We start from the raw sequence: 18,385 nt of genomic DNA on the forward strand, positions 1-18,385 counted from the left end.
ACCGGTTTTGGTATGGGTACGTTTCCTGATATGAAGCATCAGGAAACGCGCCATGATTTATACTAACAATCCCAGCATCAAACACAAAGCGGGTATACGGAATTTTGCAGAAGAAGGCGTTGACATCCTCATAGCTATAAATATCAGGATGTTATGGCACACCGGGTAAAGTAATAGGGGATCGAGCATCTTGGGAGCAGCCGCCTGATGAATAACTCATTTCTGCAGGCGGCGAGTCCAAGATTACAGCAAAAACAACGTCGCGAGGCCAAGGAAGATGAAGAAACCACCGGTATCAGTCAGTGCGGTGATCATTACGCTGGAACCGACCGCCGGATCGCGCCCCAGTTTGATCATGGTCATCGGGATCATCACCCCCATTAGCGCTGCCACCAGCAGGTTGAGGATCATCGCCAGTGTCATCACCCCGCCCATCGCTAGATCGCCATACAGCAGCCAAGTGACCACGCCCATGATCCCGCCCCATACAACACCGTTGATGAGCGCGACCCCCAGTTCCCTGAGCAGCAGGCGTGAAATGTTGCCGGCTTCGATTTGGTGCAGCGCCAGCGCACGGACGATCATGGTGATGGTTTGATTGCCGGTATTGCCACCGATGCCAGCGACGATAGGCATTAATGCCGCCAATGCCACCAGTTGAGATATGGTGTGTTCGAATAAGCCGATAACTCTTGAGGCAATAAACGCCGTGCATAGGTTGATCGCCAACCAGGTCCAGCGAGTTTTCACCGCCTTGCTGACTGTAGCGAACACATCTTCTTCCGGGCTTAAGCCCCCTAAACGGCGCAGATTGCTGTCACTTTCTTCGTTGACCGCATCGACGATTTCTTCAATGGTCAGGCGACCCATCAACTTGCCTTTGGCGTCGATCACCGGGGCACTGATCAGATCATAACGTTCGAAAGCGCTGGCTGCTTCATCGGCTTTATCTTCTGGTTGAAAGCGGGTGGGATCGTGGTCCATGACTTCACGCACTGGCGTCTCTGGATCGTTGATTAGCACCGCAGTGAGTAGTAATTCACCCAGCAGGGTGTTTTTACGATCGGTGACGAACAGTTTGTCGGTGGCGTCTGGAATGGTTTTGCGCATGCGTAGGAGGCGGTGCACCGCGCCGAGTGTGACATCTGGGCGCACTGTCACCAGTTCAAAATCCATCATCCAGCCAACGGTGTCTTTCCCGTAATGGCTCATCTCTCGCACCTGAGCGCGCTGCTCCGGTTCCAGAGAGGTCAGCAACCGCCCCATCAGGTTACGCGGCAGGTATTGTGCCAGGTAGGCTTGTTCGTCGACGTCCAGCTCCTTGATCGCCTTAAGCAGGTCCTTATCGCTCATCTCTTCGAGCAAACTATCCCACACCGGTTCGGCCACTTCCACCAATGTTTGGCCGCGTTTACTGTTGCCCACCAGCCGCCATAGCGCCAAGCGTTCATCCTGCGGCAATGCTTCCAACAGGTCTGCCAGGTCGGCGGCGTGCATGTCGTCCAGCAGGCTGGAGATCTCCGCTGTTTGGTTTAGCAGTTCGTGCTGACTGAGGGCAGTTTCATCCCCCGGATGGCCGAGTATGCCGTCGACCAGATCCTTATTATTTAGTAGCAGCGAAATAATGTGTTGGCGGTATTCAGCGACTTTTTTGACATTATGTGTAGCGGCAGACATGGTATTCCTTAACAGGTACTGGCTGGGACTCTTTCAACGATAGAAGGCATTGTACAGATGTCATTGGATGAAATGGATGAGTTTCATGGCAATCTGTCCTAATTTTCTCGGAATTTTCGTTGTTTTTCCAGGAGTTATTTTACGCATATATCGCCAGCAGTACCGATTTTCTATGCGACTTGATAATGAATATTATAACCAGAATTTCAGGCGGTGATGACAAAATTATTCATTTATTTCTGGTTGCTGTCGCTAGACTGTGTCCGGCAATGGCCCCAGTTCCTCGGATCACGCCCCTAATGCCGATACTCCGCGTTGTCGGCTGGTTGTTCCCTGCACCTCCATGACCGACGGGGCTACGATCGCTTCTTGGCCATTAACGCCGAAAAGCCTAGGCTGAACATTGCGCATCCTACCGTGCATTCTTACTCAATCATCAGCTTCCAGCCCACGATGTCGCTCCAATAAGCCTGCTCACGTTCGAGATCCAACTGCACCAGGTTATTTTGCGCCAAATACCCGCATGGGAAACATAGCGTCCAATGGTTGTTGTGGGTGCTAAGATGCAAGGTCTCCGGTGTGGAGGTTGACTGGCGCTGGTTGTTGAGCAAGATGCTCAGGCGCAGTAGTTTAATCAGCGGCAGGTAATGCTTTTTCTTGAACAGGTTCAGGCGAGGAAACTCTTCTAGCTTGATAGCTTTGCGGTGCAAGCGCACCAGTACTGCCAGCAGCAGTTGTTGTTCCTGGTTGAAGCCCGGCAGGTTGGAGTGCTGAAGGATGTAGGCCGAATGGCGTTGCATCCCGTTTTGGTTGATGCTGAGCCCCACTTCGTGCAGCATGGCGGCCCATTTTAGTAACGCTTCCAATTGCGGCTGTACCAGTTTGGTGTTTTGCACCATCCACTGTGAATATAATAGTTCGCTCGTTTCCAACACCCGCTTGGCTTGCTCACTGTCAATGTTGTAGTGATCGGCCAGGCTTTTGGCTGTGCGACTGCGGATGTCCTGATGGCGGAAACGGCCTTCCATTTCATACAACACACCTTCACGCAATGCACCACCGGAAAGGCGCAACTCTCCGATCGCCAGCGCGTCAAATACGCCGCACAGGATGGCAAGACCCGCTACGAATAACGGCTGGCGCTCTTCTGACAGCCCTGGCAAGCTCAGCGAACTGAAATTTTTATATGGTAGCACCTGCTCGGCGAGCATCTCCAGCCGATCCAGGGTGATCAAGCCATCTTTCTTGCCCATCGCCACCAGCACTTCGTGAGTGGCCTTGATGGTGCTAGAAGTGCCCAGCGCATGCTGCCAGCCCTGAATGCGGTACTGCCAGGCTAGGGACTCGAGCTTCTGTGCTGCCGCCAGACGTGCGCGGCGGAAGCTTTTTTTGCTGATCTCCCTGCCGGGGAAAAACATCTGGGCGAAGCTGACGCAGCCCATGTGGCGGCTTTCCGCTAACAGCGGTTCAAAGTCTTCACCGATTACCAGCTCGGTGGAACCGCCACCGATGTCGACCACCAGCTTACGGCCTTTTTCTGGCTGGGTATGCGCCACTCCCATAAAGATCAGACGCGCTTCTTCTTGACCGGCGATAATTTCGATTGCATAGGGTATGACTTTGGCAGCGCGCTTGAGGAACACTTCCGCATTTACCGCTCGGCGCAGGGCATGGGTACCGACGATGGTGATATTATCCGCCGGGAAACCCCGTAGCCGTTCAGCGAACAGTGCCAGGCAAGCCAGGCCGCGTGTTATCGCCTCTTCGTTGAGCACATTGTCGCTGTCCAATCCTTCGGCGAGGAACACCCGCTGTTTTAAGCGGCTCAACACTTGTAAGGCACCGTTGACGACGCGGGCTATCACCATGTGAAAATTGTTCGAGCCGAGGTCGATGGCAGAGAATTCCTGTGGTTTAGTGGTTGCAGTGCTTTTTAGCGGCATAGTGGCTGGCCTATTGTCCGGGTTGTTCCAGAGCTTTCAAATATTCATAAATAGTGACCTGAGCGCGTATCTTCCGGCGATTACCGCGTTTCATGTACTGGTTGCTCAGTTTTTTATCTAGATAGCGGGCTTTGACTGTATCGCTGAACAGAATCTCTAGAATATCCAGAACGCGCTGTTTCAACATTGGGTCAAGTAGCGATACTGCCACTTCGATTCGGTAATCTATGTTACGGGTCATCCAGTCGGCGGAGGACAGATAAACCTGTTTGTCACCTTTGTTGGTGAAAACGTAGACCCGATCGTGTTCCAGATAGCGGTCAACGATGCTGATTACCTGGATATTGTCACTGATACCCGGCAAGTGGGGAATCAAAGAACACATGCCACGCACCAACAGGCGGATTTTCACCCCAGCAGCGGAGGCATTATATAACCTATCTACCAACTCCTTATCTACTAAGTTATTGATTTTTAGCATAATCCCAGATTGCTGTCCAGCCTGGGCATTGGCGATTTCGTTGTCGATCAGTTGATACAGTTTCAGCCGTGAGTTCTGTGGCGACACCATCAGGTGGTTGAAGGTGACTGGCCGGTACGGGTTCTCAATAAAGTTGAACACCCGGCGCACTTCTTTGGTGATGCGCGAGTCCGCAGTCAGCAACGAATAGTCGGTATAGCTACGTGCCGTCTTTTCATTAAAATTACCGGTGCCGATATGGGCATAACGCACGATTGCTTCGCTTTCACGGCGCGAAATCAAGAATAGTTTGGCATGAATTTTCAGCCCTGGTGCCGAGAAAATAACGTGTACGCCAGCTTCGGTCAGGCGCTTGGCCCAGTGGATATTGGCCGCTTCATCAAAGCGTGCTTGCAGCTCGACCACTACCGTGACCTTTTTGCCATTGTGCGCGGCATGGATCATCGATTCGATGATGCGTGAGTCCTTCGCCACGCGGTAAATATTGATCTTTATCGCGAGTACGCTGGGATCGAACGATGCCTGAAGTAGCAGCTCCAGCACATGCTCGAAGGTGTGGTAGGGGTAATACAGCAGCACGTCTTTTTCGCGGATGGCATCAAAGCCGTTGCGGAAGCGGTCGAACCAGCTAAGGCGTAGCCGTGGCAGTGGCTTGTTGACCAGGTTGGCTTTGCCGACATTCGGAAAGCCGATGAAGTCTTTGAAATTATAGTAGCGGCCACCTGCGATAACTGAATCGTAGTTGGTGATGCCGAGCTTGCCGCACAGCAACTCCACCATCGGGTTCGGCATATCACTTTGGTAGACGAAGCGTACTGGCTCGGCGGTGAGGCGTTGCTTCAAACTGGAAGACATCAGTTCTAATAGGCTGGTTTCCATCTCGGTGACCAGGTCGTATTCAGCATCGCGGGTCATTTTCATCGAGTAGGCGTTAAGTGCATCGTAGTCGAAGAAACCCTTGAAGATATCATCCAGGCAGTAGCGTAAAATGTTGTCCAGCAGGATCATCGGCTTGCGGTTGCGTGGCGCTTCTGGCGGCAGATTGACCAAGCGTGGCACTTTGTCGGATGGGATTTCCAGCAGCGCGTAGTCGATGCGTGTCCACTGGATAATCTCTACCGCCAGATAGGTGTAATCGTCTTTTAGGAACTTTGCCAGATTGGTGTCGTAATTGATCAAGATTGGCGTGATGTGCTGGCGCAATTGCTGTTTGAAATACTGCCTTAGCCAAATTTGCTGGTTTTCCGAAATTTGGCGTTCGTTGATCAGGAAGATTTGGTTGCGTGCCATCTCCAGCAATAGATCGTTATACAGGCTGTCGAACTCCTGATCGGTTTCTAACACTTTGGCCTGAATTTTTTTTAGTAGGTGGCGGGAGTCGTCAGCGGAGCCTTGCTCTTCATTGATCAAGATGCGCCGCTTGAGATCGGCAAAGCGGACTTTATAGAACTCGTCGAGGTTGTTGGAGTAAATGCCGAGAAAATGCATGCGCTCAATCAGTGGATTGCTTTTATCTGCGGCTTCCTGCAATACGCGTTCATTAAAGGATAACCAGCTTAGTTCTTTTTCGATGTAGAGCTTTTCCTGACCCATGACTGCTCCCATTCAATTTAGAAAAGATCCGGGATGCAACATCCGGATATTGCTCTATTTTTCATTATCGCGAGAGATGGGCAGGAAAGTCTAACTATCCTGTGCGTGATGATACGTCAGCCGTATCAAGGCATTATAATAGCAGGCGTTATGGCCGATTATTCGAATTTAAATAACAAAAGATCGCTTTAGCGGTTTTTCATTTCACCAACGGTTTATCGCTGAGGATCATGAACTTCTCCAGGTACTGCGGCTGGAAGATACACATGCGCAATACGGTGCGGTATTCGCCACTGACAAAGAACTCATCGATCAGTTCGCCTTCTACAGGCGTTGTTGTAATGGTATTCCCAACCGGCTCAATATCCAGAATTTCTTGTTTATACAGCTGTATCCATTCGCGCAGAGGGTCAGGATTGAGTTCGAGTGCCAGAGCAACCTCCCGGGGATCGCGCTGGTCTTTAACCACCTGATCAATAGCGTCGAGTTTGAACTCCCGGGAAAATGTACGTTTAGTCCGACGAGTTTTGATCATTCATCACCTCATATTCACTGTTTAACATTAACAGGATTTAGAAGTTTCCTGAATTACTGATCCACTACAAAACTGTACAGACGCAGAATGCAGATAGAGCAGAACTTCCGCGATGAAAAAAGCCGAGCGTTTTTGTTTTGTTCTTTGGGCCAGTCACAGTGGCACAGCAGGGTGAATGCCGGTGCTGAGTCTGCTGGCAACACTGGCTAAGGCCGTAATGTGGTTACTGGGATATCATGGTGAAAATAAAAGATTACATCTGAGGTATCAGGCTAACAGCCAGAAGTCGTGACGTGTCATCTCGTATCTGACGTTAGCGGAGAATGTTGTAAGACATTCGCCGCTAATTTTAAAGCGAACAGCACTGGATGCTGTTGTTAACCACCTCGCCAAAACCTACCGAAATATGGTATTGGTTTACTAGCGCTGATTTAGTGGAGATCCCTCAGCGCATAGTGAGGTTTTTTCTATGCAGTGATAACTTAGACCTGTGGCTGAGTTATAACCTCTTTGATGCCTTTAACTTCGATCTCTACGCGACGATCTGGTGCCAGGCAGTCAATCTGAGCTTTGGTAGCGCGGCCAGATTTGTAGCCACAGGTGTTACCAGTGGTGGAATCAGCTTTGCCCATGCCACGTGTAGAGATTTTGTCTGATGGGATGCCTTTAGAAATAAGGAAGTCAATAACGCTGAGCGCGCGTTTTTCAGATAGCGTCTGGTTGTACTGCTCAGAACCTACAGCATCTGTATAGCCTAGAACGATGACAGAACTGTCTTTAGGATCCATGGAGCTTAACTGAGTGTACAGTTGTTCCAGAGACTGTTGACCTTCTGCTTTCAGAGTAGATTTGTTGAAATTGAACAGCACGTCAGATTTCAAAGTGAAACGCTTGGTTTCAACAACAGGTGCCGGAGCTGACACAACTGGAGCTATAACATCATTCTGGCCGAAATGATAAGAAACACCCAGGCTTAGCATGGTGTTATCTGGACGTGCACCGACAGCACCAGCATCACCAATGTTGCTGACGAATTGGTAGTCCAGGCGGGTAGCCAAGTTTTTGGTCAGTGCGTATTCAACACCAATAGCAGCCAACGGAGAAACGCCAGTATCGTTGGAGCTCAGACGACGAACGTTGTCGTAGCTAGCTTTGGAGTCTGCACGCCAAACCATACCACCTAGACGCGTGTAAATGTCCAGATTGTCAACAATTGGGTAGCTCAATTTAGCTGCCAGTTGAACACCTTGCGCTTTGAAAGCGCCATTATTCACACTGCCTTTGTGAGGCATACAGCCAAGCCAGTCATAGCCCAGTTCCAAGCCCAGATATTGGTTTGCTTGGTAGCCCAGAAACGCGCCAGCACCCAGCTCATTTTTGTGGGTCGGACGATTACCGATGCCATCTTGGTAACCGTTGCTGTAAAAACCTGCGTCATGGTACTGGGGCCAGCCCAGTTTAGCACCAGTGTACCAAGTGTTATCTTTTGGAGTGGCTTGCGCTACGGTAGCGAAGCCAGCCAGTGCTAATGCGATAGCTGTCTTTTTCATTTGCGCCTCGTTGTCATCCAAATAGGCAAAGAGCCTTAATAGCTGTTTTAAGCCCTTGGTTAAATTCCTTTGTCAAGGTTTGAACTCCCTTGTTACTCGACAAGCTTTTCTGGCGTTACAGAGCAACCCTGACGATATAAAGTCTACAACGTGGCGCGAAAGTTACAAGTGTGATGTGCTAAAGCCCTAAAAAAAAGACGCATAATTATAAATATTTGCTAACAGTAATCGGTAAAAATGGAATTATATATTGCGTATTTTTTTACGTGAAACCTCAGCCTAACTCGCTTTGTGCATGATCTTGCAGCGATTCCCTTAACAGGGGATACAATTGGTGATAATAATCACAAAGTTACTTAATGATACAAAAAAGAGTTAATTTTTAGGGTGGAACAGTGCCTGTGATCAGGATGAGGGGCAGGTGGCGGACGCATAATGAACCCATATGTGCTACCCAGTTCTGCCGTTTGCCTTAATTTTAGACGATCCTCCTCCGTTAGTTCGGGCAACCAGCCGAGAGCAACGCTGTAATTCCCCGTCAGTAGTGCTTTTTCCATTGCCTCAACCATCGCTAATGGGGTGATCTGGCTTAGTTGCATCACCTTTTCGATCGGTAGGTCGGATTGCTACAGCCACAGTTTGTTTAATTTCTATTTTGTTTAATTTCTGTTGTGGCGTCAGCCAAAGTAGCCAGCGAGATTGTCTGCTGAGTTGTTTCAACAGGGGCAGCAACAGCTGTGCGAGGATAGGTTGTTATTCATTGTAGACAATTTCACTAATAAGACTATTTTCATTGCCTACATCGGTCTTCTTGGCAGGACTATTAGCCGCAATCGCACGGCGGCTGAAATGAGGTTGGTAACGTGGTTGAGTATGCATAATGTATCACATTCGAAATGTAATTTTATACTCAATCAAAGACGAGATCAAGCCAAATTTTCGTAGTGCTTCGCATAATCGAGATTATTTTTTGTACGGGCGTTTTTTATGATTGGCATGACAGAAGATAGTGCGTATTTTTCTAAATTAGTTGTTCACGTTACTTAGTTGTTCACGTTACTTTTTATTTCAATGATGTGAAAGATGACACATCATATATAATTTATAAGGGAATCATGGCATGGTATGAAAGGCAGGCTTTGTTGAATAAATCGGACTTGGAATAAAAGAGTCCCCTGAATGTGCATCTTTCAGGGGACTCTTTTATTCCAAGTCCGATTTATTCAACAACGCCACGCTTACCCACCGGTCGAAACAATAGGCTCCAGGAGCTATTACCCTACGCCAAAAACAGCTTCAGTTAATATCCACCAGCTTATATATTATTTTAATCACACAACGTGGGTTCGCCGTTCGGTTATAATGCGCTAGCTTATTAGACACACATGCGGATAAACTTCATTACATTTCACTGCTGGTTTCGTTGCCAAACATTAGCGGAACCACCTATTTACTTCACCAGTTAACGGAGTAACACATGTCTAGACGCCTCAGAAGAACCAAGATTGTTGCGACACTGGGGCAAGCTACCGACCGCGATAATAATCTAGAAAAGATCATTGCCGCTCGGCTAACGTAGTTCGGCTTAATTTTTCTCACGGCAGCCCAGAAGATCACCAAAATCGCGCGAACCAGGTACTTAAAATTGCTAGCAAACTGGGACGTCACGTCGCCATTTTGGGCGACTTACAAGGGCCAAAAAATCCGCGTTTCCACCTTCAAGGAAGGCAAAATTTTCCTCAACGTGGGCGATAAATTCCTGCTTGATGCCAGCCTATCTCATGGCGAAGGGGATAAAGTAAAAGTCAGTATCGACTGTAAAGGTCTACCTAAGTATGTGGTGCCGGGCGATGTACTCCTGCTCGACGATGGCAGCGTGCAGTTGAAAGTACTGCAAGTTCAAGGCATGAAAGTATTTACTGAAGTTACTATGGGTGGCTCGTTGTGCAACAATAAAGGCATTAACAAGCTTGGCGGTGGCCTGTCAGCCAAAGCACTAACAGAAAAAGATCTAGCCGATATCGTCACTGCCGCCAAGATTGGCGTCGACTATTTGGCCGTTTCCTTCCCATATACCGGTGAAGACTTGGACTACGCCTGCTGTCTGGCGCGTGACGCCGGTTGTTACGCCAAAATCGTTTCCAAGGTTGAGCGCGCCGAAGCAGTTTGCAGCGATGAAGCCATGGACGATATCATTCTGGCATTTGATGTAGTCATGGTGGCTCGTGGCGATCCAGAACTGGTCGGTATCCAGAAAAAACTGATCCGCCGTACCCATACGTTGAACCGTGCCGTCATTACCGCAAAACAAATGATGGAATCGATGATCACCAACCCGCTGCCAAACCGTGCCGAAGTGATGGATGTATCGAACGCATTGTTGGATGGTACCGATGCTGTCATGCTGTCGGCGGAAACCGCTGCTAGCCAGTACACAGCGGAGACCGTGGCTGCAATGGCACGCGTTTGCCTGGGTGCGGAGAAGATCCCCAGTATCAACGTCTCCAAACACCGGCTGGATGTGCAGTTCTGCAGTTCAACAACATTTAAGAGACGATCGCCATGTCTTAAATGTACGTGGCTAACCACCTGAAAGGGGTTACCGCACTGATCGCCATGACCAAATCCGGCTGCACCGCCGTGATGATGTCGCTTATCAGTTCCAGCCTTACGATCTTCGCCATGTCTCGCCATGAACACACGCTGAACCTGACTGCACTGTACCGGGGCGTAACGCCGGTGTACTTCTATAGCCGCGATGGTCATGTCATCACCGCCACTGACGCTGTGAGCCACCTGCGTGATAAAGGCTTTCTGGTTTCTGTCGATCGTCACCCAAGGTGACGTGATGGAAACTATCGGCACCACCAATACCTGCCGCATCCTACGCGTCGAGTAATGACTACTGCAAAGCCATGGCAGGGAGCGCTGGCTGGCATTTTTCATTGTTCCTTCACCATAACTGCTGTACCATTGGGTGAGTTCAGTCTTTGATCATCAAACTGTGAGCGTGGTTTAGCGATATAGATCATCACGCGAGTAAGGCTCCATCTCCCCTTCTTTACGCGTTTTCAGCATTTTCAAGATCCAGGTGTACTGTTCAGGATTCGGCCCCACCAAGTTTTCCACTTCTTCATTCATACGGCGGGCGATGCGCGCGTCGTCCGCCTCAGCCAAATCATCCATTGGCTCGCGGATATAGATATTCAACCTGCTAGCTTTACCATCATATACTGGAAACAGCGGCACGATCGCAGCACGGCACACTTTCATCAAGCGACCAACGGCTGGCAGTGTTGCCTTATAGGTAGCAAAGAAATCAACGAATTCGCTGTGCTCTACACCGTGATCCTGATCTGGTAAATAATATCCCCAAAATCCTTGACGTACCGAGTGGATAAAAGGCTTGATGCCGTCATTACGCGCATGCATACGTCCGCCAAACTTGCGGCGCACGGCGTTCCACATGTAGTCGATCAGTGGATTACGTTGGTTATGGAACATCGCCGCCATCGACTGCCCACGCGCTGCCATAAGCATCGCGGGCACATCCACCGCCCAACCATGCGGCACCAAAAATATTACATTACGTTCTTCCCCACGTATTTTATCTAGCACCTCTTCGCCGTGCCAATGCACGCGTTTCAGCACTTTTTCCGCTTTGGTACAGGCCAGCTCGGCCATCAGCACCATCGATTGCGGCGCGCAGGCGAACATGGCGTCAATAATATGCTCACGTTCGCTTTCCGATGCATTGGGCAGGCAGTACAACAGGTTAATGCGTGCACGGCGTCTTGCACCTGCCGCCAACTTACCAGCCAATGTGCCGATCGCACCTAATAGCGGATCACGCAGGCGCGCAGGCACCAGCGAAATACCCGCCATAAGGCCGATACCCAGCCAAATGCCCCAGTAGCGTGGGGCGAAAAAGGCTTTCTGGAAGTGCGGAATGAACTCTAAGTTCGATTTTTTTTCGCTTTGCATGCACAAATTCTTAACCTAGCGGCTCGGCCAATAATAATTAAAGCAAATGATTTTGCCATTATACCGGCGTTGTTGAATAAATCGAACTTTTGGCCAGGACGAGGATCAGATCACTCTCCTTCTGTCAAAATAGCGATATTCCGTGGCCCAGCAAAAGTGCAACATCACCAACTGGAAGGCTTACAACAACGCCCTTATCACTCGGGGCTCACTCACTTGCTGGGGGGATGAAACGGCACTTCACGCCTGGTACTGCGAGGCAACACCTTCTCTGCGTGGTCGCCCACCACATTATTCCGATATGGTAATCACCAGCGTATTGATGCTAAAATGGATTTTCGGCCTGACACTTCGCGCCCTCCAGGGCTTCGTCGACTCCATTGTCACACTGATCAAAGTGCGGTTGAACTGCCCGGACGACACCTGCATCAGTAAGCGGGCAAAGTCCGGCCATGTCCCGTTTAAAACCCCAACGCCGGGTGAAATTGCGCACCTCGTTATCGACTCTACTGGGCTCAACGTGTTGGGTGAAGCGGAGTGGAAGGTAAAAAAACACGGTCAGGAAAAACGGCGTATCTGGCGAAAACTGCATTTGGCCGTAGATACAGAAACACATGAGGTCATCTGTGCTGACTCTTCCTTGAGCAATGTCACCGATACCGAAGCCTTCCCAGGTCTCATCCGCCAGAGGTACCGTAAAATCAAAGTCGCCTCGGCGGATCGGGCTTAGGATACGCGAGTGTGTGATGATGAGTTAAGGGGCAAGAAGCTCAAGGCGTTAATACCGCCTAAAAGCGGAGCCCGTTATTGGTCGGCAGACTATGCAGAGCGAAATCAAGCGGTGGTGCACCAGCGCGTTACCGGAGACAACACACGGTGGAAAAGTATCACAGGCTACCACCGACGTTCGATAGCGGCAACAGCGAGGTACAGAGTAAAACAGCTATTTGGTGGTCACCTGTCGCTGCGAGATTATGATGGGCAAGTTGCAGAGGCGCTGGCCATGATCTGTGCATTAAACAAGATGCCGCTCCCGATTCCGATTTATTCAACAAAGCCTCGCTCAGAATGCAGAATAATAAATTAATTACAATAAGTTATATTTAAACGTTCATCTAAGCCATAGGTCACAGATTCGAATCCTGTAGGGAACAAAAATAACAAACTTATTTTTGACTGACTAGCTTGTGGTACGGCTTAAAACGTTAGTTTAGAATGTGCAACCTTTGGTTTCTCTGATGCTGGAGGTTTTTTGGAGTACCAATTACAGACAACCGATGGCTTCGCTCGCCATGGTCGCCTGATCTTTGAACGCGGCGTGGTGGAAACTCCGGCTTTTATGCCGGTTGGCACCTATGGCACGGTTAAAGGCATAACGCCAGAAGAAGTGAAAGAGACAGGTGCACAGATCCTGTTGGGTAATACCTTCCACCTGTGGCTGCGTCCAGGACAGACGATAATAAAGTTGCACGGTGACTTACACGATTTCATGCAGTGGCACGGCCCGATCCTCACTGATTCCGGTGGCTTTCAAGTGTTTAGCCTGGGCGCGATGCGCAAGATTAAAGAGGAAGGCGTCCATTTCCGTAACCCGATCAACGGCGACAAAGTATTTCTTAGCCCTGAAAAATCGATGGAAATCCAGTATGACCTAGGTTCTGATATTGTGATGATCTTTGACGAGTGCACGCCGTACCCAGCCGATTGGGATTACGCCAAGCGTTCGATGAAGCTGTCACTTCGCTGGGCGCAGCGCAGCCGTCAACGTTTTGACGAGTTGAAGAATAAAAATGCTTTATTCGGCATTATCCAGGGTGGCGTTTACGAAGATTTACGTGATGCTTCAGTAAAAGGGCTGGTGGATATCGGCTTTGATGGTTACGCTGTTGGCGGCTTGGCAGTGGGGGAGCCAAAAGAGGCTATGCACCGCATTCTCGAACAGGTTTGCCCGCAAATTCCACCAGATAAGCCACGCTATCTGATGGGTGTCGGCAAGCCTGAAGATTTGGTGGAGGGTGTGCGTCGCGGCATTGACATGTTCGATTGCGTGATGCCAACTCGTAATGCCCGCAACGGTCATCTGTTCGTCACTGACGGTGTGGTTAAAATTCGTAATGCCAAGTATAAAGATGATATTTCTCCGTTGGATAAAGACTGTGACTGCTATACTTGTCGCCATTACAGCCGTGCCTATTTGCATCATCTTGATCATTGCCACGAAATACTGGGGGCTAGATTGAACACAATTCATAACCTGCGTTATTACCAGTGTCTAATGGCGGGTTTACGCCAGGCTATTGAAGAGGGTAAATTAGCGCTATTTGTTGCGGATTTTTATGGTCGGCTCTGCAAGCCGATTCCACCTTTAAATACCTAATAGACCTCAAAATACGGCAAGGCGGCGACCAAACGAATCCCCATGGCCTAGAGTGCTATGTGATGGGGAGAGGGAAGCCAACACCGCTGTAGTTTGAAAGATGAAGGGTAGAATTGCTTAATCTATACCCTAAATAATTTGAGTTGCAGGCAGGCGGCAACGTAGCGCCTATCCCAGTAAGCGTAAATTGTTGCAGCCAGTTTGCACCAGGACAGCGTGCAACAACCGTGGCGTACATGGCGTACGTGAGGAGGGTGAGCACTTCCCAGGGCTAAAATGGCAAAAAATAGCCTAATTGGATAAGTTCTTAGTGACTAGGGTGAGTGAGGGAAACTGACGCACAGGCAACTTGCAGTATGACGGGTATAATAATTGATAACTTAATTAGGGAATTTTAATGAGCTTTTTCATGTCTGACGCCATCGCATCCCCAGGGGCTCCGGCTCAGGGGAGCCCGTACTCTCTGATCGTTATGCTAGTGATGTTCGGTCTGATTTTCTATTTCATGATCCTACGGCCTCAGCAGAAACGCGCTAAAGATCATAAAAAACTTATGGATTCCATCGGCAAGGGTGATGAAGTCATGACTACCGGTGGCCTAATTGGAAGCGTGGCCAAAGTGGCCGACACCGGCATTATCACTATTGCGTTAAACGACACCACGGAAGTGATGATCAAGCGTGACTTCGTGGCTGCCGTTCTGCCGAAAGGTACCATGAAGGCCCTATAATTTTTTCCCTAAGGGAATTGCCGTGTTAAACCGTTATCCTCTGTGGAAGTACTCAATGCTGATCGTAGTGATCCTCATTGGGCTGCTTTATGCACTTCCCAACCTTTACGGTGAGGATCCAGCCTTACAAATCACTGGCGCGCGCGGTGCTGCCTCCAGTGAAACTACACTGGATCAGATCCGTACCGTATTAGAAAAAGACCATATCGCAAGCAAGTCGATAGCGCTGGAAAATGGTGCCATTTTGGCGCGTTTTAATGATCCTGACGTTCAACTGCGCGCCCGTGAAGCGCTGATGGCGGAGCTAGATGAAAAATTTGTCGTCGCGCTGAATCTGGCCCCGGCCACGCCGCGCTGGTTAGTGATGCTAGGGGCTGAGCCGATGAAACTCGGCCTGGATCTGCGTGGCGGTGTGCACTTCCTGATGGAAGTTGACATGAACACCGCGCTCAGCAAGTTGCAGGAACAGACCATCGATACCTTGCGTAGCGAGCTGCGCAAAAAGGGCATTCCTTACGCGTCTATCAGTAAGTTAAGTAACAATGGCGTGGAAGTGCGCTTCCGTGACGATGCCACCCGCGATAAGGCCATCAGCTACATGGGTCTGCGCCAACGCGGCCTAGTGCTTTCCAGTAATGGCAGCAACACTCTGAAAGCCAACCTGTCTGATGCCCGTCTGAGCGAAGCGCGTGAATATGCGGTGCAGCAAAACATCACTATTCTGCGTAACCGCGTTAACCAGCTTGGCGTTGCCGAACCCCTGGTGCAGCGCCAGGGGACTGATCGCATTGTGGTCGAGTTACCGGGTATTCAGGATACCGCACGTGCTAAAGAGATCCTGGGTGCGACTGCAACGCTGGATTTCCGTTTGGTGAACACGACTGCGGCGGCCAACTGCAGCGTGCCGGGCGATTCAGAAGTGAAATACACCCGTGATGGTCATCCGATAGTGCTGTACAAGCGCGTGATCCTGACTGGTAATCACATCACCGATTCCACCTCAAGTACCGATGAGTACAACCAGCCGCAGGTTAATATCTCGTTGGACAGCGCTGGTGGTACCTCAATGTCTAACTTCACCAAGGATAACATCGGCAAGCCGATGTCGACCCTGTTCGTAGAGTATAAAGATAGCGGCAAGAAAGATGCCAACGGCCGTGCAGTGTTGGTCAAGCAAGAAGAAGTGATCAACGTGGCAAATATTCAGTCGCGTCTGGGCAACAGCTTCCGCATTACCGGTATCGGTAATGCGAACGAAGCACGTCAGTTTGCGCTGTTGCTACGTGCTGGTGCACTGATCGCGCCGATCCAGATCGTTGAAGAACGCACCATCGGCCCAACGTTGGGGCAGCAGAACATCGCCCAAGGTCTGGAAGCCTGCTTATGGGGGCTGGTGGCATCCATCATCTTCATGGTGGTTTGGTACCGCAAGTTTGGCATGATCGCTACCACTGCGCTAGTCGCTAACCTGGTGTTGATCGTTGGCGTGATGTCCCTGCTACCGGGTGCGACGCTGACCATGCCGGGCATTGCCGGTATCGTATTGACGTTGGCGGTGGCAGTAGACGCCAATGTACTGATAAACGAACGTATCAAGGAAGAGCTGAAGAATGGGCGTTCTGTTCAGCAAGCGATCCATGAGGGCTATAAAGGTGCCTTCTCCAGTATCGTTGACGCCAATATCACCACCTTGATCACCGCAGTCATTTTGTACGCCGTGGGAACGGGTTCGATCAAGGGCTTTGCGATTACCACCGCAATCGGTGTGGCGACCTCCATGTTCACCGCGATTGTCGGTACTCGTGCCATCGTCAACCTGCTTTACGGCGGCAAACGCATTAACAAGCTGTCTATCTGAGGAGTGCGTTATGGCACAGGATTATACTGTTGAGCAACTCAACTATTGCCGTAAAGTCTACGACTTTATGCGCTGGGATTACGTGGCCTTTGGCATCTCATTGTTGCTGTTGGTCGCATCAATCGCCACCATGTCGGTGCGTGGATTTAACTGGGGGTTAGATTTTACTGGCGGCACGGTAATTGAAATTAACCTGGAAAAACCGGCTAACCTTGACCTGATTCGCGATAGGCTAAAAAAAGCTGGGTTCCAAGACCCGATTATCAAAAATTTTGGCAGCAGCCGCGACGTGATGGTGCGAATGCCCCCGACGACCGGTACTGCAGGCCAGGAACTGGGTAATAAGGTGATCAACGTGATCAATGATTCGGTGGATAACCACGCCATAGGGAAGCGTATCGAGTTCGTTGGCCCAAGCGTGGGCAGCGAGTTAGCGCAAAACGGCGGTATGGCGCTACTGGTGGCGCTGATTTGTATTCTGATCTACGTCGGTTTCCGCTTTGAATGGCGTCTTGCGTTGGGGGCGGTTATTGCCTTGGCGCACGATGTGGTCATCACCTTGGGCGTATTATCGCTGTTCCACATCGAGATTGATCTCACTATCGTCGCATCCCTGATGTCAGTTATTGGATACTCGTTGAATGACAGCATTGTGGTTTCTGATCGTATTCGTGAGAACTTCCGTAAGATCCGCCGTGGCACGCCTTATGAGATCATGAATGTATCCTTGACTCAAACGTTGAGCCGCACGTTGATGACCTCTGGTACCACGTTGTTGGTGGTGCTTATGTTGTATATCTTCGGTGGTGCAATGCTGCATGGCTTCTCGCTGGCGATGCTGATCGGCGTGTCGATCGGTACCCTCTCTTCCATCTATGTTGCCTCAGCGCTGGCATTAAAGCTGTGTATGAAGCGCGAGCACATGCTGCAACAAAAAGTGGAAAAAGAGGGCGCGGATCAGACTGCGATGCTGCCGTAAACCAGGTGGTGTTCAGCTAAATAATTTAAGGGGCGCCGATTGGCGCTCTTTTTTTGCCCGGCTCACGAACGGGCGGCTTGTGAGCCGTGGTGACAACCAGCACATTGCTGAAGGCTCTATTGCGAAGCCTGGCCGATCACAACAAATGGCCGATGACCTTTGTTGTGGCCGCACTATCGCGTTAGACTGCCTAACTATGAAATCGTTTATCAGGATGTGTTATGCATTGCCCTTTCTGTGCTACCGTTGATACTAAAGTCATTGATTCCCGCCTGGTGGGCGATGGTTCGCAGGTACGCCGCCGCCGTCAGTGCCTGATGTGTAGCGAACGCTTTACTACCTTTGAGATGGCTGACTTGGTGATGCCACGGGTGATTAAAAGCAGTGAGGTGCGCAAGCCATTCGATGAAAACAAACTGCGTCGCGGCATGCTAAAGGCGCTGGAAAAACGCCCAGTGAGTGCGGATGACGTGGAAAATGCTATCAATCATATCAAATCACAGCTACGCGCTATGGGGGAACGAGAAGTGCCGACCAAGCTGGTCGGCAATCTGGTGATGGAGGCGCTGAAAAAATTGGATAAGGTGGCTTATATCCGCTTTGCATCGGTATACCGCAGTTTTGAAGATATCCGCGAATTTGGCGAAGAGATCGCCCGCCTACAGGACTGAAGGAGCA

General features: G+C 50.0%; 11 protein-coding genes and 6 pseudogenes. 9 read left to right on the plus strand and 8 right to left on the minus strand.

Annotated features, from left to right (window positions below; all coding sequences use genetic code 11):
* Window positions 1-243: 243 nt before the first annotated feature.
* From mgtE to AACL06_RS05855, 5 genes and pseudogenes are all read right to left on the minus strand, one after another.
* On the minus strand, window positions 244-1,677 hold the full coding sequence (mgtE, locus tag AACL06_RS05835) for a magnesium transporter (RefSeq protein ID WP_339036440.1): 1,434 nt from the start codon (window positions 1,675-1,677) through the stop codon (window positions 244-246).
* A 425-nt stretch (window positions 1,678-2,102) separates the two neighbouring features.
* A complete protein-coding gene (gene ppx / locus AACL06_RS05840) occupies window positions 2,103-3,620 on the minus strand; it encodes an exopolyphosphatase (protein ID WP_339036442.1) in 1,518 nt (505 codons plus the stop codon).
* A gap of 10 nt (window positions 3,621-3,630) precedes the next feature.
* On the minus strand, window positions 3,631-5,694 hold the full coding sequence (gene ppk1, locus AACL06_RS05845; RefSeq protein WP_339036444.1) for a polyphosphate kinase 1: 2,064 nt from the start codon (window positions 5,692-5,694) through the stop codon (window positions 3,631-3,633).
* Between the two features lie 199 nt (window positions 5,695-5,893).
* Window positions 5,894-6,022, minus strand: a pseudogene (locus tag AACL06_RS05850) (spermidine acetyltransferase); the annotation flags it as partial.
* 9 nt (window positions 6,023-6,031) lie between these two features.
* A pseudogene (locus AACL06_RS05855) lies at window positions 6,032-6,229 on the minus strand (transposase); the annotation flags it as partial.
* 69 nt (window positions 6,230-6,298) lie between these two features.
* Between AACL06_RS05855 and AACL06_RS05860 the strand changes: the two are divergent.
* A pseudogene (locus AACL06_RS05860) lies at window positions 6,299-6,653 on the plus strand (IS4 family transposase); the annotation flags it as partial.
* Between the two features lie 58 nt (window positions 6,654-6,711).
* Here AACL06_RS05860 and ompA read toward each other — a convergent pair.
* Both ompA and sulA read right to left on the minus strand, forming a co-directional pair.
* Window positions 6,712-7,779 carry a porin OmpA gene (ompA, locus tag AACL06_RS05865; RefSeq protein WP_339038311.1) on the minus strand — a complete coding sequence of 356 codons (1,068 nt, stop codon included), beginning with the start codon at window positions 7,777-7,779 and terminating at the stop codon, window positions 6,712-6,714.
* 356 nt (window positions 7,780-8,135) lie between these two features.
* Window positions 8,136-8,658 (minus strand): annotated as a pseudogene (gene sulA / locus AACL06_RS05870) (SOS-induced cell division inhibitor SulA).
* 598 nt (window positions 8,659-9,256) lie between these two features.
* Between sulA and pyk the strand changes: the two are divergent.
* A pseudogene (gene pyk / locus AACL06_RS05875) lies at window positions 9,257-10,678 on the plus strand (pyruvate kinase).
* Window positions 10,679-10,794: 116 nt separating this feature from the next.
* On the opposite strand, the gene lpxM reads toward pyk, so the two are convergent.
* On the minus strand, window positions 10,795-11,763 hold the full coding sequence (lpxM, locus tag AACL06_RS05880; RefSeq protein WP_339036446.1) for a lauroyl-Kdo(2)-lipid IV(A) myristoyltransferase: 969 nt from the start codon (window positions 11,761-11,763) through the stop codon (window positions 10,795-10,797).
* Window positions 11,764-11,832: 69 nt separating this feature from the next.
* On the opposite strand from lpxM, the gene AACL06_RS05885 reads away from it, so the two are divergent.
* The 7 genes and pseudogenes from AACL06_RS05885 to nrdR all read left to right on the plus strand — a co-directional run bounded on the left by AACL06_RS05885 (window position 11,833) and on the right by nrdR (window position 18,378).
* Window positions 11,833-11,994, plus strand: a complete 162-nt coding sequence (locus AACL06_RS05885) for a hypothetical protein (protein WP_339036447.1) — start codon at window positions 11,833-11,835, stop codon at window positions 11,992-11,994.
* A pseudogene (locus tag AACL06_RS05890) lies at window positions 11,927-12,850 on the plus strand (IS5 family transposase). The gene AACL06_RS05885 and the pseudogene AACL06_RS05890 overlap by 68 nt, the downstream one beginning before the upstream one ends.
* Before the next feature lie 165 nt (window positions 12,851-13,015).
* Window positions 13,016-14,140, plus strand: coding sequence for a tRNA guanosine(34) transglycosylase Tgt (gene tgt / locus AACL06_RS05895; RefSeq protein WP_339036449.1), 1,125 nt, complete (start codon window positions 13,016-13,018; stop codon window positions 14,138-14,140).
* Between the two features lie 397 nt (window positions 14,141-14,537).
* A complete protein-coding gene (gene yajC / locus AACL06_RS05900; RefSeq protein WP_339036451.1) occupies window positions 14,538-14,870 on the plus strand; it encodes a preprotein translocase subunit YajC in 333 nt (110 codons plus the stop codon).
* A 22-nt stretch (window positions 14,871-14,892) separates the two neighbouring features.
* A complete protein-coding gene (gene secD / locus AACL06_RS05905) occupies window positions 14,893-16,728 on the plus strand; it encodes a protein translocase subunit SecD (RefSeq protein WP_339036453.1) in 1,836 nt (611 codons plus the stop codon).
* Between the two features lie 10 nt (window positions 16,729-16,738).
* Entirely contained in the window at window positions 16,739-17,707 is a 969-nt protein-coding gene (secF, locus tag AACL06_RS05910) for a protein translocase subunit SecF (protein ID WP_339036455.1), read from the plus strand.
* 221 nt (window positions 17,708-17,928) lie between these two features.
* A complete protein-coding gene (gene nrdR / locus AACL06_RS05915) occupies window positions 17,929-18,378 on the plus strand; it encodes a transcriptional regulator NrdR (protein WP_339036457.1) in 450 nt (149 codons plus the stop codon).
* Window positions 18,379-18,385 lie beyond the last annotated feature (7 nt).

It is taken from the genome of Serratia symbiotica (Periphyllus acericola) (assembly GCF_964019515.1).
GTDB lineage: Bacteria > Pseudomonadota > Gammaproteobacteria > Enterobacterales > Enterobacteriaceae > Serratia > Serratia symbiotica_D.

Bases quoted from the DNA above. Each gene is read 5' to 3' on its own strand.
- mgtE (WP_339036440.1), bottom strand. From the start codon at position 1,677: ATGTCTGCCGCTACACATAATGTCAAAAAAGTCGCTGAATACCGCCAA.
- ppx (WP_339036442.1), bottom strand. From the start codon at position 3,620: ATGCCGCTAAAAAGCACTGCAACCACTAAACCACAGGAATTCTCTGCC.
- ppk1 (WP_339036444.1), bottom strand. From the start codon at position 5,694: ATGGGTCAGGAAAAGCTCTACATCGAAAAAGAACTAAGCTGGTTATCC.
- ompA (WP_339038311.1), bottom strand. From the start codon at position 7,779: ATGAAAAAGACAGCTATCGCATTAGCACTGGCTGGCTTCGCTACCGTA.
- lpxM (WP_339036446.1), bottom strand. From the start codon at position 11,763: ATGCAAAGCGAAAAAAAATCGAACTTAGAGTTCATTCCGCACTTCCAG.
- yajC (WP_339036451.1), top strand. From the start codon at position 14,538: ATGAGCTTTTTCATGTCTGACGCCATCGCATCCCCAGGGGCTCCGGCT.
- secF (WP_339036455.1), top strand. From the start codon at position 16,739: ATGGCACAGGATTATACTGTTGAGCAACTCAACTATTGCCGTAAAGTC.
- nrdR (WP_339036457.1), top strand. From the start codon at position 17,929: ATGCATTGCCCTTTCTGTGCTACCGTTGATACTAAAGTCATTGATTCC.